This is a genomic window from Sphingomonas sp., assembly GCF_041661885.1.
GTDB lineage: Bacteria > Pseudomonadota > Alphaproteobacteria > Sphingomonadales > Sphingomonadaceae > Sphingomonas.
On record NZ_JBAZTL010000001.1, the window covers coordinates 642,609 to 668,791 of the forward strand.

Annotated in this window: 28 protein-coding genes; 23 read left to right on the top strand and 5 right to left on the bottom strand. The window is 62.8% G+C overall.

The window, feature by feature from the left end; all coding sequences use genetic code 11:
• Nucleotides 1-30 precede the first annotated feature (30 nt).
• Nucleotides 31-1,251, bottom strand: a complete 1,221-nt coding sequence (locus WC704_RS03180) for an NADP-dependent isocitrate dehydrogenase (protein ID WP_372888518.1) — start codon at nt 1,249-1,251, stop codon at nt 31-33.
• Nucleotides 1,252-1,378: 127 nt separating this feature from the next.
• Here WC704_RS03180 and WC704_RS03185 point away from each other — a divergent pair, with 127 nt between their 5' ends.
• From WC704_RS03185 to WC704_RS03270, 18 genes are all read left to right on the top strand, one after another.
• On the top strand, nt 1,379-2,125 hold the full coding sequence (locus WC704_RS03185) for a phosphatidylserine decarboxylase (protein ID WP_372888519.1): 747 nt from the start codon (nt 1,379-1,381) through the stop codon (nt 2,123-2,125).
• Between the two features lie 19 nt (nt 2,126-2,144).
• Nucleotides 2,145-2,960, top strand: coding sequence for a phosphatidylcholine/phosphatidylserine synthase (locus WC704_RS03190; RefSeq protein ID WP_372888520.1), 816 nt, complete (start codon nt 2,145-2,147; stop codon nt 2,958-2,960).
• Between the two features lie 415 nt (nt 2,961-3,375).
• Complete coding sequence (gene rpsB / locus WC704_RS03195; protein WP_372888522.1) at nt 3,376-4,218, top strand: 30S ribosomal protein S2; 843 nt, start codon at nt 3,376-3,378, stop codon at nt 4,216-4,218.
• Between the two features lie 157 nt (nt 4,219-4,375).
• Nucleotides 4,376-5,311 (top strand): translation elongation factor Ts, encoded by a 936-nt coding sequence (tsf, locus tag WC704_RS03200; protein ID WP_372888523.1) that lies wholly within the window; start codon nt 4,376-4,378, stop codon nt 5,309-5,311.
• Nucleotides 5,312-5,490: 179 nt separating this feature from the next.
• Nucleotides 5,491-6,219, top strand: a complete 729-nt coding sequence (pyrH, locus tag WC704_RS03205; RefSeq protein WP_372888524.1) for a UMP kinase — start codon at nt 5,491-5,493, stop codon at nt 6,217-6,219.
• A gap of 3 nt (nt 6,220-6,222) precedes the next feature.
• Nucleotides 6,223-6,780 carry a ribosome recycling factor gene (gene frr / locus WC704_RS03210; protein WP_372888525.1) on the top strand — a complete coding sequence of 186 codons (558 nt, stop codon included), beginning with the start codon at nt 6,223-6,225 and terminating at the stop codon, nt 6,778-6,780.
• A complete protein-coding gene (locus WC704_RS03215) occupies nt 6,777-7,526 on the top strand; it encodes an isoprenyl transferase (protein WP_372888526.1) in 750 nt (249 codons plus the stop codon). Before frr ends, WC704_RS03215 begins: the two co-directional genes overlap by 4 nt.
• Nucleotides 7,523-8,323 (top strand): phosphatidate cytidylyltransferase, encoded by an 801-nt coding sequence (locus WC704_RS03220; RefSeq protein WP_372888527.1) that lies wholly within the window; start codon nt 7,523-7,525, stop codon nt 8,321-8,323. The genes WC704_RS03215 and WC704_RS03220 overlap by 4 nt, the downstream gene beginning before the upstream one ends.
• On the top strand, nt 8,320-9,513 hold the full coding sequence (locus WC704_RS03225; protein ID WP_372888722.1) for a 1-deoxy-D-xylulose-5-phosphate reductoisomerase: 1,194 nt from the start codon (nt 8,320-8,322) through the stop codon (nt 9,511-9,513). Before WC704_RS03220 ends, WC704_RS03225 begins: the two co-directional genes overlap by 4 nt.
• Nucleotides 9,510-10,643 carry an RIP metalloprotease gene (locus WC704_RS03230; RefSeq protein ID WP_372888528.1) on the top strand — a complete coding sequence of 378 codons (1,134 nt, stop codon included), beginning with the start codon at nt 9,510-9,512 and terminating at the stop codon, nt 10,641-10,643. The genes WC704_RS03225 and WC704_RS03230 overlap by 4 nt, the downstream gene beginning before the upstream one ends.
• Nucleotides 10,644-10,711: 68 nt before the next feature.
• Nucleotides 10,712-13,495, top strand: coding sequence for an outer membrane protein assembly factor BamA (gene bamA, locus WC704_RS03235; RefSeq protein WP_372888529.1), 2,784 nt, complete (start codon nt 10,712-10,714; stop codon nt 13,493-13,495).
• Nucleotides 13,495-14,214, top strand: a complete 720-nt coding sequence (locus WC704_RS03240) for an OmpH family outer membrane protein (protein WP_372888530.1) — start codon at nt 13,495-13,497, stop codon at nt 14,212-14,214. The genes bamA and WC704_RS03240 overlap by 1 nt, the downstream gene beginning before the upstream one ends.
• A gap of 8 nt (nt 14,215-14,222) precedes the next feature.
• Complete coding sequence (gene fabZ, locus WC704_RS03245; RefSeq protein WP_372888531.1) at nt 14,223-14,705, top strand: 3-hydroxyacyl-ACP dehydratase FabZ; 483 nt, start codon at nt 14,223-14,225, stop codon at nt 14,703-14,705.
• Nucleotides 14,706-14,808: 103 nt separating this feature from the next.
• The gene (gene rpmE / locus WC704_RS03250) at nt 14,809-15,042 is read left to right on the top strand and encodes a 50S ribosomal protein L31 (protein ID WP_010186706.1); all 234 of its coding nucleotides are present in this window, start codon (nt 14,809-14,811) and stop codon (nt 15,040-15,042) included.
• 82 nt (nt 15,043-15,124) lie between these two features.
• Nucleotides 15,125-15,451, top strand: a complete 327-nt coding sequence (locus WC704_RS03255) for a PilZ domain-containing protein (protein WP_372888532.1) — start codon at nt 15,125-15,127, stop codon at nt 15,449-15,451.
• A 236-nt stretch (nt 15,452-15,687) separates the two neighbouring features.
• Nucleotides 15,688-17,814, top strand: a complete 2,127-nt coding sequence (locus WC704_RS03260; RefSeq protein WP_372888533.1) for a hypothetical protein — start codon at nt 15,688-15,690, stop codon at nt 17,812-17,814.
• Nucleotides 17,815-17,822: 8 nt separating this feature from the next.
• Complete coding sequence (locus WC704_RS03265; RefSeq protein WP_372888534.1) at nt 17,823-19,475, top strand: hypothetical protein; 1,653 nt, start codon at nt 17,823-17,825, stop codon at nt 19,473-19,475.
• Nucleotides 19,476-19,573: 98 nt separating this feature from the next.
• Entirely contained in the window at nt 19,574-19,741 is a 168-nt protein-coding gene (locus WC704_RS03270) for a hypothetical protein (RefSeq protein ID WP_372888535.1), read from the top strand.
• A gap of 33 nt (nt 19,742-19,774) precedes the next feature.
• Here WC704_RS03270 and WC704_RS03275 read toward each other — a convergent pair whose 3' ends face one another.
• Nucleotides 19,775-21,064 (bottom strand): MFS transporter, encoded by a 1,290-nt coding sequence (locus tag WC704_RS03275; RefSeq protein ID WP_372888536.1) that lies wholly within the window; start codon nt 21,062-21,064, stop codon nt 19,775-19,777.
• A gap of 123 nt (nt 21,065-21,187) precedes the next feature.
• Between WC704_RS03275 and pgsA the strand changes: the two genes are divergently transcribed.
• Genes pgsA through WC704_RS03290 form a run of 3 tightly spaced genes read left to right on the top strand, consistent with a single transcriptional unit; the run spans nt 21,188 to nt 22,446 of the window.
• Nucleotides 21,188-21,754 (top strand): CDP-diacylglycerol--glycerol-3-phosphate 3-phosphatidyltransferase, encoded by a 567-nt coding sequence (pgsA, locus tag WC704_RS03280; RefSeq protein ID WP_372888537.1) that lies wholly within the window; start codon nt 21,188-21,190, stop codon nt 21,752-21,754.
• Nucleotides 21,755-21,757: 3 nt separating this feature from the next.
• On the top strand, nt 21,758-22,015 hold the full coding sequence (locus WC704_RS03285) for a MoaD/ThiS family protein (RefSeq protein ID WP_372888538.1): 258 nt from the start codon (nt 21,758-21,760) through the stop codon (nt 22,013-22,015).
• On the top strand, nt 22,012-22,446 hold the full coding sequence (locus WC704_RS03290; protein WP_372888539.1) for a molybdenum cofactor biosynthesis protein MoaE: 435 nt from the start codon (nt 22,012-22,014) through the stop codon (nt 22,444-22,446). Before WC704_RS03285 ends, WC704_RS03290 begins: the two co-directional genes overlap by 4 nt.
• Here WC704_RS03290 and WC704_RS03295 read toward each other — a convergent pair.
• Nucleotides 22,443-23,051 carry a fasciclin domain-containing protein gene (locus WC704_RS03295; RefSeq protein ID WP_372888540.1) on the bottom strand — a complete coding sequence of 203 codons (609 nt, stop codon included), beginning with the start codon at nt 23,049-23,051 and terminating at the stop codon, nt 22,443-22,445. The two genes, WC704_RS03290 and WC704_RS03295, sit on opposite strands and share 4 nt — an antisense overlap.
• A 77-nt stretch (nt 23,052-23,128) precedes the next feature.
• Nucleotides 23,129-24,028 (bottom strand): hydrogen peroxide-inducible genes activator, encoded by a 900-nt coding sequence (locus WC704_RS03300; RefSeq protein ID WP_372888541.1) that lies wholly within the window; start codon nt 24,026-24,028, stop codon nt 23,129-23,131.
• Between the two features lie 143 nt (nt 24,029-24,171).
• On the opposite strand from WC704_RS03300, the gene WC704_RS03305 reads away from it, so the two are divergent.
• Entirely contained in the window at nt 24,172-24,714 is a 543-nt protein-coding gene (locus WC704_RS03305) for a peroxiredoxin (RefSeq protein ID WP_372888542.1), read from the top strand.
• A 129-nt stretch (nt 24,715-24,843) separates the two neighbouring features.
• Entirely contained in the window at nt 24,844-25,365 is a 522-nt protein-coding gene (locus WC704_RS03310; protein WP_372888543.1) for a carboxymuconolactone decarboxylase family protein, read from the top strand.
• Nucleotides 25,366-25,372: 7 nt separating this feature from the next.
• On the opposite strand, the gene WC704_RS03315 is transcribed toward WC704_RS03310, so the two are convergent.
• Nucleotides 25,373-26,152, bottom strand: coding sequence for a sulfite exporter TauE/SafE family protein (locus WC704_RS03315; protein ID WP_372888544.1), 780 nt, complete (start codon nt 26,150-26,152; stop codon nt 25,373-25,375).
• Between the last annotated feature and the right edge of the window lie 31 nt (nt 26,153-26,183).

A 26,183-nucleotide genomic window follows, 5' to 3' on the forward strand; every position in this document is an offset into this window, starting at 1 on the left:
GCGGTGACCGCCGTGCCGATGGCGCGTGGCTTAAGCCGAGGCGCCCATTGCCTGTTCGAGGTTGACGCGAACCTGTTCGAAGAATTGTTCGGTCGTCATCCACGGCTGATCTGGGCCGATCAACAGCGCGAGGTCCTTGGTCATGTGGCCATTTTCGACGGTCTGGATGCAGACGCGCTCCAGCGTCTCGGCGAACTGCGTCACCTCGGGCGTGCCGTCGAACTTGCCGCGATATTTCAGACCGCCGGTCCAGGCGAAGATCGACGCAATCGGGTTGGTCGAAGTTGCCTTGCCTTGCTCGTGCTGGCGGTAATGGCGCGTAACGGTGCCGTGGGCGGCTTCCGCTTCGACCGTCTTGCCGTCGGGCGTGAGCAGCACCGAGGTCATCAGGCCAAGCGAACCAAAGCCCTGTGCGACCTGGTCCGACTGCACGTCGCCATCATAATTCTTGCACGCCCAGACAAATTCGCCGTGCCACTTGAGTGCCGAGGCGACCATGTCGTCGATCAGGCGATGTTCGTAAACAATGCCCGCTTCCTTGAACTTGTCCTTGAACTCAGTCTCGAACACTTCGGCGAACAGGTCCTTGAAGCGGCCGTCATACGCCTTGAGGATGGTGTTCTTGGTCGACAGGTACACCGGCCATTTCAGGTTCAGGCCATAGTGCATCGAGGCGCGCGCGAAATCGCGGATCGAATCGTCGAGGTTGTACATCGCCAGCGCGACGCCCGCCGAGGGGAATTGGAACACTTCGCGGTCGATCACTTCGCCGTCATCGCCGTCGAACACCAGGCGCAGCTTGCCCGGGCCGGGGACGAGGAAGTCGGTCGCGCGATACTGATCGCCGAAGGCGTGGCGGCCAACGACGATCGGATGCGTCCAGCCCGGGATCAGGCGGGGGACGTTCTTGATAACGATCGGTTCGCGGAAGATGGTGCCGCCGAGGATGTTGCGGATCGTGCCGTTGGGCGACTTCCACATCTTCTTCAGGCCAAATTCCTCGACGCGCGCTTCGTCGGGGGTGATCGTTGCGCATTTTACGCCGACGCCATATTTCTGGATCGCCTTGGCGGAATCGACCGTGATCTTGTCGTCGGTCGCATCGCGGCTCATCATGCCGAGGTCGTAATATTCCAGATCGATGTCGAGATAGGGGAGGATGAGCCGCTCACGGATCCACTGCCAGATGATCCGCGTCATCTCATCGCCATCGATTTCCACGACGGGCGTCTTCACCTTGATCTTCGCCATTACGATCTTTCCTAAGGGGGTTTCCGCTGCGTCTAGGAGCATGGCGCGCGGCGATCAACCCGGTGCGGAACGAGAGGGGCGCGGGATGATGATTGTCGCGCGGTAAGCCGTGGGGTAGGGAAGGGGGATGCTTCCACCAGAAACGCCAAATCCGCCCGCCGAAGCCGTGAAATGGCGCATCCCCGATTTGCACCCCGAAGGGCGCAAATATGTCGCGATCGCCGGGGTGATCGCGCTGGTTGCGTTGGTCTGGTTCGGCTGGTTCGTGGCGTGGCCGTTGATTGGCATCACGTTGTGGGTCGCCTTGTTCTTCCGCGATCCCGTCCGCGTAACGCCGAGCGGCGAGGGCCTGATCGTGTCGCCCGCCGATGGCCTGGTTTCGATGATTCAGCGCGTGCCGGTGCCGCGCGAGCTGGCCGGTCCGAATGGCTTGGGCGATGCGCCGCTGGTGCGCGTGTCGGTGTTCATGTCGGTGTTCGACGTCCACATCAACCGCACGCCCATTGCGGGGACGGTGAAGCAGGTCGTCTATATCTCGGGCAAATTCGTGAATGCCGAGCTCGACAAGGCAAGCGAGGACAATGAGCGCCAGCATATCGTGGTCGAGGGCCGCCCCGCCGCCGATGGCACCGTGCGGCGCATTGGTTTTACGCAAATTGCCGGGTTGTTGGCGCGCCGGATCGTGCCGTTCGTCAAGCCGGGCGACATGGTCGCGGCTGGGCAGCGCATCGGGTTGATCCGCTTCGGCAGCCGGCTTGACGTCTATCTGCCCGACGATTGCACTTGCCAGGTGGTGCTCGGCCAGCGCAGTGTGGCGGGTGAAACGATCCTCGGTCGGGTCGGTGGCACCACGGCGGTCGGGGTTGCGCAGTGACGCGACGGAGTGTCGGGGTATGAAGCCGCCTTCGCGAAAGGGGGCTGCACGCGGGCTCCCGTTGCGCGCGGTCGCCCCCAATGCCGTTACCGCGCTCGCTTTGTGTTCCGGCCTGACCGGAATCCGCTTTGCGATTTCCGGACAGTGGGAAACCGCTGTGGTAATGGTGATGATCGCCAGCGTGCTCGACGGAATCGATGGGCGCATTGCGCGCATGGTGCGGGGCGAGAGTCGTTTCGGGGCCGAACTCGATTCGCTGTCGGATGCGATTTCGTTCGGCGTGTCGCCCGCGCTGATTCTGTATCTGTGGTCGCTGAAGGACCTGCCGCGCGTCGGCTGGTTGTGTGCGTTGGTGTTCGCGGTGTTCTGTGCGCTGCGCCTGGCCCGGTTCAATGCCGCGATCGATGTCGTGGACCAACCGCATAAATCGGCAGGGTTCCTGACCGGCGCGCCGTCCCCGGTCGGTGCCGGGCTGGCCATGCTGCCCCTCTATTTGTGGTTCTGGACGGGGCTCGACTGGTGGCGCTCGCCATTGATCGTCGCGCCCTGGGTCGCGCTGATGGCGGCACTGATGGTGTCGAGCGTCGCCACCTTCAGTTGGTCGTCGCTGCGCCTGCGCAACAATATTCGCTTCGAGGCGATTGCGGTGGTCGTCCTGCTGGGCGCGGCGCTCATCTCCGCTCCGTGGCACACGCTCAGTTTCCTGTGCGCCGCGTATCTGGCGACATTGCCGTTCAGCATTGCCGCTTATGCGCGGATCAAGCGGCTGCGCGTAACGGCGTCCGCGCCAGCATCGGTGCGGGCATCGCCCGTGCCCGAAGACGCGGCTCCCTGACCACGGCCTGCATTTGCGGGGCAATGACCGGATCGGCTCCATCGCGCAGGATCGCAACGATCCGGGGCACTGCAGGCATCAGCGTGAACCACAACACAGCGACGCTCGCGGCGAATGCACTCGCAAAGACCAGAAACCCGACAACGGCCATCGTTCAACTCCTTCAATCACGGTGAAGAGCTACAAAGTCGCAACATTCGCGGGCCGTGGCGAGTTCCACGTTCCGCCCAGGACACGTTATGTTCTTATTGTGTTCCGTCGTCAAGCGCTTTGACGGACTTGATTTGCATGGGCGTCTCGGATAAAGCGCGCGCCTTCACACCGCATGGGAAGCACACATCACCGGTGTCCGGCCAGGGTTCGCTCTGTTTGGATTACTCGCTTCCCAGAGGATCAACCGGAAAGGAACTACCTTATGGCGGCACCTGTCGTCTCCATGCAGCAATTGCTCGAAACGGGCGCGCATTTCGGCCACCAGACGCACCGCTGGAACCCGAAGATGAAGCCCTACATCTTTGGCGACCGCAACGGCGTCCACATTCTCGATCTGTCGCAGACCGTTCCGCTGTTCGCGCGCGCGCTCGAATTCGTCGCAGCATCGACTGCCGCTGGCGGCAAGGTGCTGTTCGTCGGCACCAAGCGCCAGGCGCAGGAGCCCGTCGCGGAAGCAGCGCGGCGTTCGGGCCAGCATTTCGTCAACCATCGCTGGCTGGGCGGGATGCTCACCAACTGGAAGACCATTTCGGGTTCGATCAAGCGCCTGAAGACGTTGGAAGAGCAGCTTTCGGGCGACACGCACGGCCTGACCAAGAAGGAAGTGCTGCAGCTTACCCGTGAGCGCGACAAGCTTGAGCTGTCGCTCGGCGGCATCCGCGACATGGGCGGCATCCCCGACGTGATGTTCGTGATCGACGCGAACAAGGAAGAGCTGGCGATCAAGGAAGCCAACACGCTGGGTATCCCGGTCGTCGCCATCCTCGATTCGAACGTCTCGCCTGACGGCATCGCCTTCCCGGTTCCGGCGAATGACGACGCCAGCCGCGCGATTCGCCTGTATTGTGAAGCGATTGCGATCGCGGCGACGCGTGGTGGCAACGAGCAGCTCTCGCGCCGTCAGGACATCGGTTTGATGGAAGCACCGCCCGCCGAGGAAGCGCTGAGCGTTGTCCCGGCTGCCGCCGCTGACATCACGCCTGCGACCGACGCCGCGCTGCAAGCCGAGCTGGCCGCCGAGGGTGAGCGCCAGATCGACGCATAAGCGTCGCTGAATTGTAACGAGGGTCGCCTAGCGGCCTTCCCATTGCCGTTCGTGCTGAGCTTGTCGAAGCACTGCTCGCCTCCTCCCTTACGGGGCGAGTGCAAGCAGCCTTCCGACAGGCTCAGGGCGAACGGATTTTAGCATAAGGATAAGCAAGATGGCCGAGATCACGGCAGCCGCGGTGAAGGATCTGCGCGAAAAGAGCGGCGCAGGCATGATGGATTGCAAGAAGGCGCTGACCGAAGCCAATGGCGATATGACGGTGGCGATGGATTGGCTGCGCGCCAAGGGCCTCGCGGCGGCGGCCAAGAAGTCCAGCCGCACTGCGGCGGAAGGCCTGATCGGCGTCGAAGTGTCGGGCACCAAGGGTGCTGCAGTCGAAGTCAATTCCGAAACCGATTTCGTCGCCAAGAACGAGCAGTTCCAGACCTTCGTTCGCGACGTGACCTCGGTGGCACTCGAACTGGGTGACGATCTCGCGACGATCAAGGCCACCTCGCTGGGTGAAAAGACCGTCGAGGAAACGCTGACCAACAACATCGCCACGATCGGCGAGAACCAGAACCTGCGTCGCGCCAAGCGCCTTGAAGTGTCGGCTGGCGCGGTTGTTCCGTACATCCACAATGCGCAGGCCCCCGGCCTTGGCAAGATCGGCGTGCTGGTCGCGCTTGAGAGCGAAGCGGGCAAGGATGTGCTCGAGCCGCTCGGCAAGCAGATCGCCATGCACATTGCAGCGGCGTTCCCGCTGGCGCTGAACGAAGACGGTCTCGACCCCGAAATCGTCGCGCGTGAGCGCGCGATCGCAACCGAAAAGGCAGCGGAAAGTGGCAAGCCCGCCGACATCGTCGCCAAGATGGTCGACGGTGCGATCGCCAAGTATCGCAAGGAAAACGCGCTGGTCAGCCAGTTGCTGGTGATGGACGGCAAAACCAAGATTTCGGACGTGGTTGCCAATGCCGCCAAGGCCGCCGGCACTGCGATCGTGCTCAAGGACTATGTCCGCTTCCAGCTCGGTGAAGGCATCGAGAAGGAAACGAGCGATTTCGCGGCGGAAGTCGCCGCCGCGTCGGGCATTCCGCAGCCGACCGCGTAACGCTAAGGCCCCGCCCGCGCGCGAGGCCTGCAAGATGCCGAGGGGCCGTGCCGATGAGGTGCGGCCCTTCGTGTGTTCGATCTGCACGGTTTCCGCGCTTCCAATCGTGGTGTGTGCCCGATAAGGTCCGCGCCGCACCGCCCCCAGGGCGATCGTGATCCTTTGCAGTCTGGAATGCCGTGACCACCCCGCACTTTAAACGTATTTTGCTGAAATTGTCGGGCGAGGTCCTGATGGGGGCCGGTGGCCTCTCGATCGACCCCGACGTCATCGCCCGTGTTGCCGCCGAAATCGCCGATGTTAAGCACCAGGGGTATGAACTGTGCGTGGTTGTTGGCGGGGGTAACATCTTCCGGGGTATTTCGGGTGCCGCGCGCGGCATGGACCGCGCCACCGGCGATTATATGGGCATGTTGGCGACGGTGATGAACGCGCTCGCCGTGCAGAATGCGCTGGAAAAGATCGGGGTCGAGACGCGCGTTCAGTCGGCGATCCCGATGGCATCGGTGTGTGAGCCCTTCATTCGCCGCCGCGCCGAACGCCATCTGGAAAAAGGCCGGATCGTCATTTTCGCAGCCGGCGTCGGCAGCCCGTTCTTCACCACCGACAGCGGTGCCGCGCTGCGCGCCGCCGAGATGAAATGCGATGCGCTGTTCAAGGGCACGTCGGTCGACGGCGTCTATGACGCGGATCCCAAATTGGTGCCGACCGCCAAGCGTTTCGAAACCGTCAGTTACGGCACCGTGCTGTCCCAGGATCTCAAGGTAATGGACGCGAGCGCGATCGCGCTGTGCCGCGACAATAAAATCCCGATCGTCGTCTTCAACATCCGTGAGCCCGGCAATCTCGCCGCGGTTCTACGCGGTGAAGGTGTGTCGACGGTCGTTCAAACCATAGCAGGAGACTAAGTCATGGCCGCTTATGACAAGGCCGATCTCGAACGCCGCATGGCGGGCAGTGTCGAGTCGCTGAAGGGCGATCTCGGGGGGCTGCGGACCGGGCGTGCATCGACCTCGCTGCTCGATCCCGTCACGGTCGAGGTGTATGGCGCACAGATGCCGCTCAACCAGGTGGCGACGGTGTCGGTGCCCGAGCCGCGGATGTTGTCGGTGCAGGTATGGGACAAGTCCAATGTCGGCCCGTGCGACAAGGCGATTCGTTCGGCCGGGCTTGGGCTCAATCCGATCGTCGATGGCACCACGCTGCGCTTGCCAATCCCCGATCTGACCGAGGAGCGCCGCAAGGAGCTGGCCAAGCTCGCTGGCAAATATGCCGAGGACGCGCGGATCGCCGCGCGCAACGTGCGCCGTGACGGCATGGATTCGCTCAAAATCGATGAAAAGAAGGGCCTGTTCGGCGAGGACGAGCGCAAGAAGCTCGAAACCGAAGTGCAGAAATTGACCGACAAGACGATCGGCGAGATCGATGCCGCTGCCAGTGCCAAGGAAAAGGAAATTCTGGGCAAGTGAGGCCGTTCGCCGCCTCGGCTCCTGAATTGGTGACCGACAAGAGCGCGGGTGTGTTGCCGCGCCATGTCGCGATCATCATGGATGGCAACGGGCGCTGGGCCAAGAAGCGCCACTGGCCGCGCGTTGCCGGGCATAAACAGGGGGTGGAGGCGGTGCGCCGCATCGCGCGTGCCGCGCGCGCGATGGGGATAGAGGCGCTGACGCTCTATGCCTTTTCGAGCGAGAATTGGCGGCGACCGGAAAGCGAAGTCAGTGACCTGATGGGGTTGCTGCGGCTGTTCATCAGCAATGACCTTGATGAGATGGTGCGCGACAATGTGCGGTTGCGGGTGATCGGCGATTATCGCCGATTTTCGCCCGATCTGGTCGAGCTGATCGATAGCGCAATCGCGCGCACCTCGATCAACACCGGGCCGATTCTGGTGATCGCGCTCAATTATGGAGCGCAGGGGGAAATTGCGGCGGCCGCGCGGCGGCTGGCGGAACGCGCGCAGGCGGGCACGCTTGATCCGGCGACGATCGATGAGGCGGTGTTCGAGAACGAACTCGACACGCGCGACCTGCCGCCGCTCGATCTGCTGATTCGCACTTCGGGTGAAGTCCGTCTGTCCAACTTCCTGTTGTGGCAGGCGGCCTATGCCGAATTGCTGTTCGTCGATACGCTGTGGCCCGACTTCGATGCCGATACGCTGGCGGCGGCGGTGGAAACCTTCGGTCAGCGTCAGCGCCGGTTCGGGGGCCTGTGACGCCACCTTCCGTGCCGAGTGGCCCGTCCAATCTGACGCTGCGCATCATCGTCGGGCTCGCGCTGGTCGCGGTTGCGATGACGGGCGTTTTGCTGGGCGGGGTCGTGTTCTGGTTGCTCTGCGCCGTGCTCGGCATCGCCATGATGGGCGAATGGGCGGGCCTGCAGTCTGCACCGCATGAGGCCAAGCGGCTCGCGCAATATGCGCTGTCGGTCCCGCTGGCGATCATGGCGCCGGGGATTGGCGCGGGGCCAGGGTTTCTCACGCTCGGGTTGCTGATCGGTGCGGCGTTTTTCGTGGTGATCGTGACGGCGCGGCGCGGGTTGGCGCAGGGCATTTTCTATGTCGGACTGCCAATCTTGGCGTTGCTGGTGATCCGGCGGCAGGATGAGGGCATTCTGTTCACGCTGTGGGCGCTCGCGTTGGTATGGGCGTGCGATATCGGTGCCTATGCCGCAGGCCGTCTTATTGGCGGGCCGAAGATCGCGCCCGCGATCAGCCCGAACAAGACCTGGGCCGGGCTGGTCGGTGGCGTTCTGGCGGCGAGTTTGTTCGCTGCGTTCCTGCATTATCGCTACGGCTTGCCGCTGCGCATGACGCTGGCGACGCCGATACTGGCGGTATTGGCGCAGGCGGGGGATTTTTACGAAAGCTGGCTGAAACGGCAGGCCGGGGTAAAGGATAGCGGCACGCTGCTGCCCGGGCATGGCGGGGTGTTGGACCGTCTTGACGGGCTGGTGCCGGTCGCACTCGTCGCCGCGTTGCTGGTGCTATTACCGAAGGTGTATTGGTGGTGAAGACGATAACGATCCTTGGGGCGACGGGCTCGATCGGCACCTCGACGCTCGACCTGGTCGAGCGCGAGCCGGACCGGTTCGAAGTGCTGGCGCTGACCGCCCATCGCGATGTGGCGGGGCTGGCGGCGGCGGCGATCCGCACGCGCGCGAAGCTGGCCGTGGTGGCGGACGAGGCTTGTCTGCCCGAACTGCGCGCGGCGCTCGCGGGCACCAACATCGGCACCGCAGGGGGGCGCTCGGCAGTGGTCGAGGCGGCAAGCCTTGGGGCCGATATCACGATGGGCGCGATCGTCGGCTGCATTGGTCTGGAGCCGGTCATGGCCGCGATTGCGGGCGGCAAGACCGTGATCCTCGCCAATAAAGAGCCACTGGTTTCGGCGGGCGATGTCGTGCTGGCGGCGGCGGCCCGGCATGGCGCGACCTTGTTACCCGCCGATTCCGAACACAATGCGATTTTCCAATGCTTCGATGCCGCCCGGCCCGAGCGGGTGCGCCGCATCATCCTGACGTGCAGCGGCGGCCCGTTCCGCACCTGGACGACCGAGGCGATGCGCAATGTCACTCCCGAACAGGCGGTCGCGCATCCCAACTGGTCGATGGGTGCGAAAATTTCGATCGATTCGGCGACCTTGTTCAACAAGGGGCTGGAACTGATCGAGGCGGCGCGATTGTTCCCGGTGCCGCATGATTCGATCGAAATCGTCATCCATCCGCAATCGGTGATCCATTCGCTGGTCGATTATGTCGATGGCTCGGTGCTGGCGCAGATGGGCCCGCCCGACATGCGCACGCCGATCGCGCATTGCCTTGCCTGGCCCGACCGCATGGCGACGCCGATGGCCCCGCTTGATCTGGTGGCGATCGGGCGGCTCGATTTCGAAGCCCCCGATGCCGAGCGCTTTCCCGCGATCCGGCTGACGCGCGCGGCGCTTGACGCGGGCGGTGCGCGCCCGGCCATCCTGAATGCGGCGAATGAGGTGGCGGTGGCAGCCTTTCTTGACCGCGAGATCGGCTTCCTCGAAATTGCCGCAATCGTCGAAGATACCTTGTCCGCTTACGATCCGGGAGCACCGGAAAGCGTAAACGATGTTCTCGCAGTCGATGCCGAAGCGCGCAACATGGCACGCAGGCAGATTGCAGTTCGGGGCGGGGCGTTAAAAGGGGCGAGTGTGAAGGATATCGTCGCTTGACCCATTCCCCCGGATTGCTGGTTACCCTTATCGGCTTTGCGCTGGTGATCGGCCCGCTCGTTTTCCTGCATGAAATGGGGCATTACCTCGCCGGACGCGTGTTCGGCGTGAAGATCGATGCTTTTTCGATCGGTTTCGGGCGGGAATTGTTCGGCTGGACCGACCGGCACGGGACGCGCTGGAAGTTCAGCGTGCTGCCGCTGGGCGGCTATGTGAAGTTTGCAGGCGATCTGAATGCGGCGAGCGAGCCCGATCCGGCATGGCTGGAATTGCCCGCCGAAGAACGTGCGCGGACCCTGCAGGGGCGCCCGGTGTGGCAGCGCGCGATTGTTGTCGGCGCGGGTCCGATCACCAATTTTATCGTGGCGATTGCGATTCTTGCGGCCTTCGCGATGACTTACGGCGTGAATCGCACGCCAGCCGTGGTCGGTGCGGTCAGCCCGGGTAGCGCGGCGGCGACGATCGGGTTGCAGACCGGCGACAGGATCACCGCGATCAACGGGCGCCGAATGGAGACGTTCGAAGACATTTACGAATTTGCGGTGTGGCGACCGGGCTATCCCGTCGTGATCGATTACGACCATGCGGGAATCGCGGTGCGCCGTTCGACGGTGTTGGGCACGGCGGTGCAGCGCGACAGTTTCGGGAATAGTTTCAAGAAGGGGCAGCTCGGCATCGGCCCAACCACCCCCGTACCGCATCCGGTGGGCCTGTTTGAAGCACCGGTCGTCGGCGTCGAAATGACCGGTCGAATCCTGCGCTCAACGGTTGAAGGATTGGGCCAGGTTATCACCGGTCGACGCTCGGTCGATGATCTCGGCGGGCCGCTGCGCATTGCCAAAGTGTCGGGCGAGCAATTCTCGCTTGGGTGGCCGGTATTGATCTCTTTCATAGCCGGGGTGTCGATTAATCTGGGATTCATCAACCTCTTGCCAGTCCCTTTGTTGGACGGCGGCCATTTGTTTTTCTACGCGATCGAGGCGATCCGGCGCAGGCCGGTTGCGCCGCAAGTGCAGGAATGGGCGTTCCGAGGCGGGTTGGCGGCGATTTTGACGCTGATGATGGTGGTGACGATCAACGATCTCCGTGCTTTCGGCCTTTGGAAGGCTCTGACCGGCTTGATCGGTTGACGCAGGTGAGGCAGGGCGGGCCGACGAATTTTCGGCCACGCGGAATTTTCTCCGATTTGGGGTGGGATGTGACAGCAATCAAGGTTTCCAAATCCGGCGCACGGGCCACCGCCGTGTTGCTCGCGGGCACCATGCTCTCGGGCATATCCGCCGTGGCGTCGGCCCAGACCACCGGGCAGCCTGTGGCCACGACGCAACCTGCGCCCGTGGTTGCGCCTCCGGTTGTGGCGGCCCCGGTTACGCGCAAGATCAAGTCGATCCGCGTCGAGGGATCGCAGCGTCTCGAACCCGAGACGGTGTTGTCCTACACCAAGTTGCGGACCGGCCAGGCTTTCACCAACGAAACGCTCGATCAGGCGATCAAGGATCTCTACGCGAGCGACCTGTTCGCCGAGGTGTTCATCGAAGGCGCGCAATCGGGCGATCTGGTTTTGCGCGTGCGCGAGAACCCGATCATCAACCGCGTCATCTTCGAGGGCAATAAGCGGCTGAAGGAAGACAAGATCAAGAAGGAGGTGAAACTCGCCCCCCGCCAGATATTCACCCGCACCGCCGTGCGCCAGGACGTGGCGCGCATCATCGAACTGTATCGCCGCCAGGGGCGCTTTGCCGCAGTGGTCGATCCCAAGATGGTGTCGCTCGACCAGAACCGCGTCGATGTCATTTTCGAGGTGACGGAAGGGCCGAAGTCGAAGGTCCGCCAGATCAATATCCTCGGCAACGAGGTGTTCTCCGACAGCAAGCTGCGCGAGCAGATGGCGACCAAGCAGGCGCGTCTGACGACACTGCTCAGCTCGAACACCAGCTATGACCAGGATCGTCTGGCCTATGACCAGTCCAAACTGCGCCAATTTTACCTGACCGAGGGCTATGCCGACTTCAAAATTACGTCGGCGGTCGCCGAGCTGACGCCCGACAAGAAGGACTTCATCATCACCTATGTGGTGGAAGAAGGGAAGCGCTACAAATTCGGCGACGTGACGGTCGACAGCGATATTCGCGACTTCGACAACAAACGGCTCGCGGCGAATCTGGGGATCAAGAAGGGCGATTGGTACAACGCCAAGAAGGTCGAGACATCGGTCGATTCGCTGAGCGAGGCGGCGGGCCTGTTCGGCTATGCTTTCACCGAGGTGAATCCGGACTTCCTGCGTGACAAGGACACGCAGACGATGGGGATCAACTTCCACATCGCCGAGGCCAAGCGCACCTATGTCGAGCGGGTCGAGATTAACGGCAACACGCAGACGCAGGACAAGGTGGTCCGTCGCGAAATCCGCTTGTCGGAAGGCGATGCGTTTAACAGCTTCCAGGTCAAGCGGTCGCAGGATCGCATCAACTCGCTCGGTTTCTTCCAGGACAAGTTCGAGATCAAGCAAAGCCAGGGGTCGGCGCCTGATCGTGTGGTGCTGACGGCGGATGTGGAAGAGAAGTCGACCGGTGAATTGTCGTTGTCGGCCGGTTTTTCGAGCCTTGAACGCTTCATCATCCAGGCGTCGATCAAGCAGCGCAATTTCCGTGGCAAAGGCCAGGAACTGCGTGCCAGCGTCAATTATTCGACCTATTCCAAATCGGTCGAGCTGGGCTTTACCGAGCCATATCTGTTCGACAAGAACATCGCGATCGGCGGTGATATTTTCCGGCGCGATTACAACGCGTTCAACTTTCTGAACAATACGCGCCAGACGACCTATTCGCAGGTGTCGACCGGCTTCCAGATTCGCGCGGGCGTGCCGCTGACCGAATATTGGCAGCTCGCCGGACGCTATGGCCTGAGCTATGACGAGGTCGGGCTCGACAGGGCCAGCTATTTCTCGGACACTAACAATGATGGCATCCGCGGTAATTCGACCGGCGACACGTGCGATCCACTGCAGGCCGGGCGGTATTTGTGCGACGCGATCGGCAATCGCTGGACATCATCGGTTGGCTATTCGCTGATCTTCGATAGTCTCAACAGCCGTCTGCGCCCGACTGCGGGGCAACGCTTCATCTTCAGCCAGGATTTCGCCGGGCTTGGTGGTGATGTGAAGTATATTCGGTCGAAGGTTGAAGGATCGAAATTCTTCAATATCGGCGCGGGCTTCATCGGGTCGCTCAACGTCGAGGGCGGCTATATCCGGTCGCTGGAGAAGAGCCGCGGCGTTGGTATCGACAAAGTCCGCATCACCGATCGCTTCTATCTGGGGGAACCGGACTTCCGCGGTTTTGACATTCGCGGCGTGGGCCCACGCATTCAACGCATCGGCTACACGACCGATTCCGCAGGCAACCAGACGCTCGTTACGGACCGCACCCAATTTGTCGACGACGCGCTGGGCGGGCGCGCTTATTATCTCGGCAAGTTTGAAATCGAGATTCCGCTGGGTGCGGGCGCGCGCGAACTTGGCCTGCGCCCGTCAATCTACGTGCAGGCAGGCGCGCTGTTTGGCGTTGCATCACCGGTTCTGTCGGGTGGGCAATTCCCGACCACGGTTGATCCGGTTACCGGGCGCGTGACGGTTCAGCCGCTGATTTCGCAGGTGTTCGCCACCAACGGGCAGCCATATTATGTGGTGCCGACGACCGATGCGACCAATCCTGGGGCGACGACGACGTGTTCGGTCGGTTTCTCGTCGACCATTGGCGGCAACTGCTTGGGCACCTCCACCAACACGCCTTATACCACCTCGCAGGCGCCATTCCTCGAGCGTTTTGTCGGCGATTCACCACGGCCCCGCATTTCGGTCGGCGCGGGGGTAAACTGGAATTCCCCGTTCGGTCCGCTCCGCATCGATTTGGCCTATGCCCTGCTCAAGGACAAAGGCGACGATTCCAAACTCATCACTTTCAACGTAGGGACACAGTTCTGATGAAGACGTACCAGAAGCTCATGCTCGGCTGCGCACTGCTCGCGCCGGCGCTCGTGGTTGCAGGCGCTGCACAGGCGCAGATTTCGGGCGTGGCGATCGCCGACCCAGAGACCGTGATCCTTACCGCCAAGGCGCTCGATACGGCCAATACCTCGATCGCGACGACCTATAAGGCGCAGCTCGACCAGGCCAATGCACGCCAGCAGGCTTTGCAGACCGAGTTGAACGGGCTTTACGCGCCGCTCGACCTGAACAAGGACAAGAAGCTCGACGACGCCGAAATCGCAGCGGCAGAAGCGGCGAAGAACCCGGCGCTGGGTAAGATCGAAGCGGCGCAGAAGGCGGCGCAGACCGATCTGGCGCGCCTGCGTGGCCCCGCCATCCTGGCGCAGGCTTATGCGATCGAGCAGATTTCGCAGAAATATGCGGCGGCTATGAACGCGGTGGTGACGGCGAAGAAGATCAGCCTGTTGCTGTCGGCTGGCACGGTACAGTTCAGCGCGCCTGCCGTCGATGTAACCGACGATATCAAGGCCGAACTCGACCGGACCAATCCGTCGGTTCCGACCACGCCGCCGGCCGGTTGGCAGCCGAGCCAGCAGACCCAGCAGCTCCTCCAGCAATATCTGCAGCAGCAGCAATATGCGGCCGCGATCCAGGCACGCCGCGCTGCGGCCGCCGCACCGGCACCGACCGGCAAGGCACCGCAGGGCCGCTGAGCGACACGATGGCGGATACAGACGAAGCAGGGCGGGGCGCGATCGGTCCGCTCGACATCGGGCGGGTGATGGCGGCGTTGCCGCATCGCTATCCGATGCTGTTGGTCGACCGTGTCGAGGCGTTGATTCTCGACCGGTCGATCACCGCGATCAAGGCGGTGACGATCAACGAGCAGTTCTTCCAGGGGCATTTCCCTGGGCGTCCGATTATGCCGGGCGTGTTGATTGTCGAAGCGATGGCGCAGGCGGCGGGGATTCTCGCGGTCGAATCGCTCGGGCTCGCGGGCTCGGGCAAGCTCGTCTATTTCATGGCGATCGACGGGGCGAAGTTCCGCAAGCCGGTGGAACCCGGCGTGCTGCTCAAGCTCGAGGTCGAATTCGTTCAAAAGCGCTCCAGCGTATGCAAGTTCGCCGGACGCGCGACGATTGACGGGCAGTTGGCCGCCGAAGCCAACTTTACCGCGATGATCGCCGATCCGCCCAAGGCATAGGCGCAGTCGCTGCACAAGACGCATTGCTACCAGGCGCGGGCTCTGATAGGGCCCGCGCCTTCGCTGCTGGTCGGTAACCAGCGGCCTTTCGGAGATTTACGACGTGAAAAAAGGCATTCACCCCGATTATCACACCATCACGGTGCAGATGACCGACGGCACGCAGTTCCAGACCCGCACGACCTGGGGCAAGGAAGGCGATCTGATGACGCTCGACATTGATCCGCTGGCGCACCCCGCATGGACCGGCGGGCGCGGCACGATGCTCGACGCAGGCGGCCAGGTTGCGCGCTTCAACAAGCGCTTCGGCGCGATGTCGTCGATCGGCAAGAAGTAAGCTTTTCGGCGTCGTTAACGGCGCATTAGCGATAGTCGCCTAAGTCTTCCCTCCTCGCGGTTTTCGCGAGGAGGGATGTTTCATGATTGCCGCCGAATTCGAACCCGTCGTTCAGACCGATCGCCGCCGCAGCCCGCGCGCGCCGATTTCGCTCGACGCAAAGCTGGGTCGCGGCGGCCTCGATCGCGCCTTGTGCAAGGTGACCAACGTGTCGCTGCACGGTGCCAAACTCCACACCTATTCCCCGATGAAGAAGGGCGCGCGGATTTGGCTGACATTGCCCCGCGTCGGCCAAGTCATCGCGACGATTGTCTGGGCGGATGATTTCGAGGCGGGCTGTCAGTTTCAAGAGCCGCTCGACGACATCGCTTTTGCTGCTTTAACCGGTGCAAATGCAGAGTTTATTTAGGGAGTTGGACGCGATATCCGAACGCCGGATTATTGCGAATGTAACAGAATTATTAAGTAGTCGACAGGCACTTGAGTAAAAGATATACTCACCTTCAGATATTGGAGGTGGATGTTGCCAAATAGCACCCCGTTCCACGACCACGACGATCAAAGCATCGTCGATCGCCAACTCGGCAGTCGAGGGATGTTTGTGGTCGCTCCATCATCTGCCCCGGCACAATAGGGCAGCGCGGGATGGTGCCATCTGTTCCGCAACCTGCGTCCCGCCGCCTGCGCGTTTACGCGTTCGATCCCAACGCCTCGCTTGATCTTGGTACTGCGCGTTTCGCCCATGCGACGATCGCGCTTGCCTGGAACGATCCGACCGAAGAGGGCGTATCGCCCGGGCCGGTGAACGAATATCTCGAAGTGATCGATATCGATCCGTGCAGCCATCAATTCTATGCTCCGGTCGATCTCGATGCGCCCGCCGTCCTGGCGCAGGACGGCCTGCCGCCGTCGGAGGGGGACCCGCGCTTTCACCAGCAAATGGTGTTTGCGGTGGCGATGAAGACGATCAAATTGTTCGAACGGGCGCTTGGTCGCAAGGTGCTCTGGGCACCGAGCTGGGACGATGAGCGGAAAACCTATGTCGCGACGCCCAAGCTGCGGGTTTATCCGCACGCGCTGCGCGAGGCGAACGCTTATTACAGCCGGGAAAAGCGCGCCTTGCTGTTCGGCTATTTCCCGCCAACGCAGCGGTCAGCCGGGGCAAGCTGGATCTTCACCGCACTGTCGCACGACATTATCGCGCATGAGACGACGCACGCCATTCTCGATGGACTGCACCCGCGCTACACCGAGGCAACCAGCCCGGACAGCCTCGCCTTTCACGAAGCCTTTGCCGACATTGCGGCGCTGTTTTCGCATTTCCAACTGTATGAGGCGGTCTATAGCTATGTCGAGCGCAACGCGGGGCGGCTTGACCAAACCGGCCTGCTGAGCGGGCTTGCCGCGCAATTCGCTGCGGGCACGACCGGGCGCGCATCACTGCGCGAATATATCGACACCACACCCAATGCCGACCTGTTCGAAGGGACGATGGAGCCGCACGATCGTGGCGCGATTCTGGTTGCGGCGGTGTTCGACGCATTTCTGACGATCTACAGCGCCCGCACGGCGGACCTGCTGCGCATGACCGGGGCCGATGCCAAGCAGAGTGGTTCGCTGCACCCCGATCTGGTCGCGCGGCTCACGCGGGAGGCGACCAAGGCGGCGGATCATGTGCTGCGGATGTGCATCCGTGCGCTCGATTATTTGCCCCCGGTGGATGTGCGCTTTGGCGAGTTTCTGCGCGCGATCATCACCGCCGACACCGATCTGGTGCCGGACGATCGGCTGAATTATCGCCTGGCATTCGTGCAGGCATTCCGGCGGCGCGGGATTTTTCCCGAAAACTGCCTGTCATTGTCTCCCGACAATCTGCTGTGGACGCCCGCGCCGGGGCCGGACGAGGACGGTTATCTTGAGATTGGCGATATTCAGAGCGAGGGGCTTAACCTCGTACCGGAATATCATCGCGCCGATATCGTTAAAACCGGCGAGGAGAATCGGCGCAAAATCTGGTATTGGCTAACCCAGCCACAGCTTGCCGTGCAGGGTGGTAGCGCGGAGGATGACGCGCGCTTTATGCGCTTGCGGACACGCGCGCGCGGTGTGCTTTCAGGCGATTTGCTGGACGGGCAGGCCGCGCTTGCCGCCTTTATGAGCGTAATCGGTCCGGAATTGCGCTGGCTTGGGGTTGAACAAAGCGACATCGACGCGCTTGGCGCGCGGCTGGGCAGTGCCGATACGCATTTCAACCGGTGGGAGGCGTTGCTCGATACGCTGACCAAGGCGCCACGGGTGGAACGCAGGCCCGAGGTGGACCGGCGGTGGGAGAAGGCGTTGGGCGTCTATTTCCAGCGACCCAATGCGGGCCTGTACACCGTCGCCGGTGACGATTTCGGGTTGAAGATCGAGGTTGCCAGCGTGCGGACGACCCGGCGCAGCGGCCCGGACGGACAAGATATCCGTCAGCTTGTGATCGAGGTGACGCAGCGCCGTCAGGGGTTCTTCGATCCCGAGGCACAGCTTCGCAACGATAGCACGCCGGTCGCCTCGGGGGAGGTTCCGCCGCGCGGCGATTTCATTTTCCGGGGTGGGGCGACGTTGATCGTCGATCTGCGCGAAAACGTGCTGCGCTACGTCATCAGCAAACGGATCGACGACGACGATCGGTTGGCCCGGCAGCGCGCCCAATTGCTGCAGAGCGACACGATGGGCTTCACTTATGATCGCGGACGCTCGAACGAGCCGTTCGCGTTGCTCCACCGGATGTGAGGCGCGACATGGCACGATCCCCTCGCAAGCCGCGTGCGTCGGCCACGGTGGTGCAGGCGGCCCCGCCATCACCGGTTGACCCGTCCAGTGTGGAAACCGTTTCGGTTCGCATGTATCGCGGTCTGCTCGGGGACTGTTTTTTGCTGACGCATCAGCTTGGCGATCGCCGTTTCCGCGTCCTGTTCGATTGCGGTGTGTTGCAGGCGATCGGCAATGGCAAGGACGCCACCAAGGCAGGCGTCGCGCATATCGGCGCAGTCGTGCAAAATCTGTTCGACGATACCGGCGGGGTGATCGATCTGGTGGTCGCCACGCATGAGCATTACGATCACCTCTCCGGCTTCATCCTCCATTTCGAGGTGTGGCAGAAGTTCACGATCCGGGCATTGTGGCTGGCCTGGACCGAGAATTATGGCGATGCGCTGGCCAATGATATTCGGCAGGGGCGCTCCAAGGGGTTGGCGGCGCTGGCCGCACTGGTCGAAACCGCGACCTCGGGTGCGCCGCGGCCCTTCGGCATCGCGCAGGACGATCCCGCATTGGTTGAGAGCGTGACGCAAATCCGCGACCTGCTGCAATTCTATGGCGAAATCGAGCCTGCAATCTCGGGCGGAGGGCAGGCGCTGACCGGCGCGGGGACAGGGACAGGGACGGGGACGGCCAACCCGCGCCCCGCCGGGCGCCCGCCGCAGGTGCCGCCGCGCTCCTGTCTCGATGTGCTCGATTGGTTGAAGTCGAAAGTGGAGGCGGCGAATGTCCGCTATCTTGAGCCCGGCCAACAAGTGCGCTTCGGGTTGGATGATCGGCTGAAGGCCACGGTCTTCGGGCCACCGCGCGGGCGCAATCGCTTGCTCCAGCTCGATCCCAGCGCGGGGCCCGCGCGTGAGGTGTATCTGGCGCAACCTGGCGAGGCGAATGCGCTGGCGACGACCTTGCAGCTCCGCATGGATGGCGACGCCGCGGCGGCGGTGGTCGATGGCGGCTATCCCTTTGCCGCGCGCTTCCGTCGCAATGAGGATGAGCGGTCGCAGGACCCTCTCGCGCGCCTGTACTTCGAAGAGGGCGCGCGCAACGCGGCGCGGCGGATTGACGGGGAATGGCTCGGTTCGGCCGAGACGCTGGCGTTGAAGATCGACGGCGACGTCAACAATACCTCGCTCGCGCTGGCCGTCGAAGTACCGGGACGCGACGTCTTGCTGTTTCCTGCCGATGCGCAGGTCGGCAACTGGTTGTCGTGGCATGACCAGAAATATCCGGCCAAACCGGACATGCCCGACACCCCACAGGAAAGTGCCGAGCAGATTCTCAACCGTGTCGTGTTCTACAAGGTCGGTCATCACGCCAGCCACAATGCCACCGCGCGCGAGAAGGGATTGGAGCTGATGCTCAGCCCCGATCTCGTTGCGATGATTCCGGTGGTTGAGGCGGTGGCGAAGGAGCAGAAAACCAAGAACAATGTCGACGGCTGGGCGATGCCTTATGGCGACCTTTATGCTCGGCTGAAGGACAAGACGCGTCAGCGCATCGTGCGCGGTGACGGCGATGTACAGGCGGAATCCGCCGCCTTTGCCGCTGCTGGCGGGCGGTTCACGCTGCATTATGCCGATGGCACGGCTGAACCGTTATGGGCGGAAGTCGCGATGGTGTGCCGACCGGCCTGAAGGCCAATCGTGCGACGGGTGGGACTGTCCCGGATTTAGACGGCGTTTACCATAAGAAGCGCTAGTCGAAATCGTAAACGCGGCATTAACTTACGCCCATGCAACGCACCCTTTCGCTCGCCGCGCCCAGCGCTCGCCACCCGTTCCGTCGGGCGGTGGTGACGGGGCGAATCGAGCGTGCGCGGGCGCGTGACGATGGCGACGTAAAGCTGTTCGCGCTCAGCTTCGCCGCGTTCTTCGTCTGCTTTTATACCTTTATCTTCTGATCGCCGCGCGCGGTTGGCGCGGGTGCCGACCGCTCAATCGCAGGCCTGGTGCAGCTTCTGCGCGAGCCACGCCGAGACCGGGCACATCGCGGCCACCATCAACAGCATGTTTTCGGGCGAGAGGCCGGCAATCGCCAGCCCTTGCACCGCGACCGCGCCGATCGTCATTGCCCCGGCATTGACGACGTTGTTGGCCGCAACCGTGCGTGCGGTCTGGTCCTTGGTCACGGTGGTGGTGAGAAAGGCATAAAGCGGCACGACGAACATCCCGCCCGTTACCGCGATTCCCATCAACGTCATGATGACCAGCACCGCGCGTGGAATTTCGACGAAGGTCACCACGTCGTACAGCGTGCCATGCGGCGCGGCGGGCCAGTCGCGGCACAAGAACGAAAATGCGACGATAAACGCGCCCATCGCCAGCACCGAAGCGGGCGCGAATTTTGCCGAGGTATGGCCCTTCAACAGCGCGTTGATCAGCACCGATCCGACCGCGACGCCAATCGAGAACAGCGCGATCATCAGCGTCAGGACATGCTTGTCCGCCGTCAGCACATTCTTGGCGAGCGGCTGGAAGATGATGATGAGCACCGCGCCCATCGTCCAGAAGAAGCTGATCGCGCAAATGGCAAGGAAAAGGCGGCGGATGTGCATCGTCGCCGAAATCAGGCGCCACGACGATGTGAAGGGATTGTAGCTGACGACCAGTTCACGGCCTTCGCGCAGTGCCGGCGGAATTTGCAGCGAGGCGACCCATCCGACCGCGGCGACCACCAACACCACGATCGCGGCGTGCTGCACGGCGATGAAGCCCCCGAGCACGGTGCCGATCAGGATCGCGAGATAGGTGCCCGATTCGACCAGGCCCGTTCCGCCCAAAACCTCATCCTCGTGCAGATGCTGCGGCAGAATCGCATATTTAATTGGCCCGAAAAAGGCGGAGTGAACGCCAAGGAACAGCACCGCCGCCAGCATCAGCACCAAACCAGCGGTGGTATAGCCGGCCCAGGCGATCATCAGGCCGCTTGCACCGACGATCATGATGCCAATCTCGGCGGTCTTCACCACCCGGATGATCTTGGCCTTGTCATGCGTGTCGGCCAATTGCCCCGCGAGCGCGGACAACAGAAAAAACGGCAGGATGCCAAGCGCGGTCGCGAATGCCGTGAAATTCTGTTCAAGCCGTTGGTCGGCGAAAATCCGGTAGATGGCGAATTGCACCATCACGGTCTTGAACAGATTGTCGTTGAACGCCCCGAGAAACTGCGTGACGAACAAGGGCAAAAACCGGCGCTCTTTCAGCAAGCCGAGCGCATTGATCATGGTGTGTTTCGAGGCCTCGATATGGCGAAATAAGGACCGCCCATAGACCAGCCGGGATAGCGCCAGCAACCCGCTTGTCACGTTGGGGTTTCGCGCGCGGGATCGGGCGAGTAGAGCAGGCGTGTGTTGACCTTGCCCAACTTGCTCACCCTGTCGCGGATCGTCGCGGTGCCGCTGCTCGCCTGGTTCCTGTGGTGGCCCGGCTGGGCCGAGGGCTATGCCGCCGGATTCGCGCTTTATTGCCTGATGGGCATCACCGATTATTTCGACGGCTATCTCGCGCGGGCCAAGGGGACCGTTTCGAAGCTCGGCGTGTTCCTCGATCCGATCGCCGACAAGATTATGGTTGCCGCAGTGATTCTGCTGCTGGTGGGCACGCGCGATGCCAATCCAGCGGTGATCCAGGGGGGGCATCAGATTGCGGCACTGATTATCCTGTTGCGGGAAATCGCGGTGTCGGGCCTGCGCGAGTTCCTGGCGCAGTTGCAGGTGTCGGTGCCGGTGTCGCGCCTCGCCAAATGGAAGACGACGCTGCAGATGGTATCGTTGGGCGCGCTGATCCTGGGCGGGGCGGTGCCGCTATATCCGTGGGTGGCGCACGTCGGCCTCATTACGCTGTGGGGCGCGGCGGCGCTGACGGTCATCACCGGCTGGGATTATCTCCGCGTCGGCCTGAAGCATATGGATTGAGCCGTGGCGATCGAGATGCTGTATTTCGCCTGGGTGCGCGAACGGATTGGACGCGACGGCGAAGTGGTCGATCCACCGGGTAACGTCGCGACAGTTGCCGATTTGATTGGCTGGCTGGCGGATGGGAGTACCGCTCATGCCGCCGCTTTTGCTGACCGCGCGCGCTTGCGCGCGGCGGTCGATCAGGTGTTCGTGCCGCTGGACGCCGCATTGGGATCGGCGCGCGAAGTTGCCATTTTCCCGCCGGTGACCGGCGGATGATCGTGGTCGGCCCAGCCCCAATCGACGTTGCCGCGCAATTCGCCGCTTTGTCTGCGGCGGGGGCGGGGGGCATCGCCACCTTCGTGGGCCTCGTCCGCGCCGATGACGGGGTCGCCACGCTGGAGCTTGAACATTATCCCGGTGCGACCGAAGCTGCTCTGCAAAGGCTGGTGGACGAAGCGCGCGAACGATGGGGGTTGATCGATGCGCGGATCACGCACCGGGTCGGCGCGATGGCACCGGGCGACGTGGTGGTGTTTGTCGGGACTGCGGCGGCACACCGCGCGCCCGCGCTTGAGGCCTGCGCCTTCCTGATCGATCGCCTGAAAACCGACGCGCCCTTTTGGAAAAAGGAAACGCGCGGTGCCGAAACGCGCTGGGTCGAACCGCGCGGCAGCGACGATGCCGCCGCCGCGCGGTGGACGGTTTAGCCGAGCTTGGGCGACAGCACGCCGTTGACGACGTGGACGACGCCGTTCGACTGGGCGACGTCGGGGGTTTCGATATAGCTCTTATTGCCGTTGACGTCGGTTAACTGCACCCCGCCACCGATCAATTCGATCGTGAGCGGTTCGCCCTCGACCGTGGTCAGCACGGCCTTGCCGCCGCCCGCGGTAACCTTCGCCTGAATGTCGGTCAGCGTCAGCGTGCCAGGCACCACATGATAGGTCAGCACCTTGGCCAGCGTTGCCTTGTACTCGGGCTTCAGCAGCGTATCGACCGTGCCCGGTGCCAGGCGGCTGAAGGCGTCGTTCGTCGGCGCGAACACGGTGAAGGGGCCGGGGCCTGCCAACGTGGTGGCGAGGCCTGCTGCCTGCACCGCCGCGACCAGCGTGGTGAGGTTGGGGGCAGCGGCGGCGTTGGTGGCAATCGGCTTGGTGGCGTCCATCACCGCGCCACCGACGGTGGGGTTCGGGGCTGCGGCCGGAGCCGCCGGGGCCGCCGGGGCCGCCGGCGCGGTTTGCGCGATAGTCGATGTGCTGAGGGCCAGCGCGCCAGCAACGGTTGCCAGATACAGGTTGGTCTTGAACGTCATCAGTTTCTCCACTGGATCAGGGAGCCTCGGTTACAGGAGGCGCCCACAATTTACGGTCGAGCGGCGGAATAGTTTCGTCAAGCCGGTTCGGCCAACGCCGTTGCCAGCAATTGAAAGTCTTTCTCGCGCGGCGACCCGCGCCGCCAGACGAGCGCAATTTTGCGAGAGGGATTGGCGGCATCGAGCGGGCGCGAAACCAGGCCGGTATGATCGAGAATGCCCGCCCTTAGCGCCATTTCGGGCAACATCGTCAGCCCCAGGCCATTGTCGATCATCTGCACGATTGTGTGCAGCGACGTGCCCATCATCGTCGCTTCGGCGCGCAATTCCGGGCGAGCACAGGCCGACAGCGCGTGGTCCTTCAGACAATGCCCGTCTTCCAGCAGCAGCAGTCGCGTCTCGTCAATTTCGGCGGAGGGCATCGCATGGGCGATATTGCCCATTTCACCCGGCTGCCCGGCCACGAACAGGCGATCCTCGAACAGCACTTGCGCGCTCACCTCGCCGCACGCGAAGGGGAGCGCCAGCAGCACGCAATCGGCACGCCCGTGGTGCAGGCCCTCGCACGCCGCGCCGCTCGGCTCTTCGCGCAGGAAGAGTTTCAGATCGGGATAATCGCGCCGCAAGCGCGGCAGGATTCGCGGCAGCATGAACGGGGCAATCGTCGGGATCACACTCATCCGCATTTCCCCCGACAAGGGGCGCCCGGCGGCACGTGCCATATCGCCCAATTCATCGGCTTCGCGCAGCACGCGGCGCGCCTTGTCGGCGATACGGTCACCCAGCGGGGTGAAGCGCACGACACGGCGAGTGCGCTCGACCAGCGTCACTCCGATCAAGGTTTCGAGTTCGCGTATTCCGGCGGACAGGGTCGATTGCGTGACGAAACACGCTTCGGCCGCACGCCCGAAATGCCCGTGATCCTGCAAGGCCGCGAGATATTGCAACTGTTTCAGGGTTGGCAGGTAGGTCGCCATTTATCGCTCCACTCGATCAACAGAGTGTAAATAACCCATTGGATCGATAAAAACAGGCCCTATATTAGGCTCAGCAACAGACGGTGCAGAAACGCCGCGGTTGAGGATGCCAGAAGAGGCCCCATTCTCAGGAGGCCCAAAATATGTTGACCATTGGCGATAAGCTCCCCGATTTTACCGTTCCCGTCCAGCAGGGCGTCAACGCGCTTCCCGCAGGCGAAACGCTCAGCCAGGACGCGTTCCCGGGCAAGTGGAAGGTGCTGTTTTACTGGCCGAAGGATTTCACCTTCGTCTGCCCGACCGAAATCGTCGGTTATGCAAGCCTGAAGGGCGATTTCGAAGATCGTGACGCCGTGCTGATCGGTGCTTCGACCGACACCGCGCACGTCCACCTCGCCTGGCGCAAATCCGATCCCGATCTGGCGGCAGCGGATTTCCCGTGGCTGGCGGATAACGGTGGCGTGCTGGCGTCGCAGCTCGGCATTCTCGACAAGAACGAGCATGTCGCGTTCCGCGCGACCTTCATCATCGATCCCGACAACATCATCCAGGCGGTGCAGGTCAATGGCCTGAACGTCGGGCGCAACCCGGCGGAAACGCTGCGCGTGCTCGACGCGCTGCAGACCGACGAACTGTGCCCGTGCAACTGGAACAAGGGCGACGACGTCCTGAAGGTTGCGGCGTAAGTGAATCAAGTTCCCCTCCCGCTGTGCGGGAGGGGCTAGGGGCGTAGCCGTAATCGGAGCGCCCCTTTTCTATGACAGGCCCTCCCCCAACCCCTCCCGCACAGCGGGAGGGGAGCGAGAAGAAACATCATGTCACTCAAGGATTTCGCCGGAACGCTCCCGGATTTTGCCAAGGACATTCGCTTGAATGTCGGTTCGCTGCTCAACGAAGCCCATCTGCCCGATCAGCAGAAATACGGCCTGTTCCTGGCGTGCGCCCACGCCACGGGCTACAAGCCGCTGGTCGATGTGACCGAGGCTGAAGTCGCAGGCAAGCTCAGCCCCGAAGCCACCAATGCCGCGCGTGCGGCGGCGGCGATCATGGCGATGAACAACGTCTATTATCGCTTCACCCACCTCGCCGGAAATGCCGAATATCGCACGATGCCGGCCAAGCTGCGCATGAACGTCATCGGCGCGCCGGGGATCGACAAGGTCGATTTCGAGCTGTTCAGCCTCGCCGTCAGTGCGATGAACGGCTGCGGCATGTGCATCGACAGCCATGAGCAGGTTCTCAAAAAAGCGGGTGCCACTGCCGAAGCGATCCAGACCGCAGTGCGGATCGGCGCAGTGTTGAAGGCGGTTGCAACGGTCCACGCCGCCGTCAACTGAACGCCCTTCAGGCGAGCGCTGCCCAGATCGAGTAAGCGCTCGTCACGGTCAGCAGCGTGCCGATCAGCCCCATGAGCGGGCGAGTCGGCACGCGCTTGGCGATAACAGCGCCAAAGGGGGCTGCCACCAGTCCGCCGATCAGCAAACCCAATGTTTGCAGCGTAAACGCCTTCCAGCCCATCGTGGCGATGAAGGTCGCCGAGATCGTCGTGGTCAGGAAAAATTCCGAGGTGTTGACGGTGCCGATGGTGCTGCGTGGCGGCGCGCCCTGTACCAGCAGATTGGACGTGACCACTGGCCCCCATCCGCCGCCGCCCGCCGCATCGAGGAACCCGCCGGCAAAGCCGAGGGGCTCGATGATCCGGGGCTCGCGCGGGTGGACCGAGCCGCGATAGGCGCGAAACAGCAGGTACAGCCCGATTGCCGCGAGATAAGCCATCACGAATGGCCGCGCGACCGACGCGTCGAGGTTGCTCAGCACATAGGCCCCGAGAATGCCGCCGAGCACGCCTGGGATCACCAGCCGCCGGAACAGCCGCCAATCAACATTGCGGTGCAGGATGTGACTGACGCCGGAAGCCGCAGTGGTGAAGCTCTCGACCGCATGGACGCTTGCCGAAGCGAGGGCAGGGGGCACGCCCAGGAACACCACCAGCAAGGTATTGTTGATAACACCAAAGGCCATGCCGAGCGCGCCATCGATCATCTGCGCGATAAAGCCGACCAGAATGAAGGGTAGCATCACCGCGAAAATAGCGGCGAAATCCAGGGAAGAGAGATCGAACATCGACAAGCTCTCGCGGTATTTTTCAAATCAT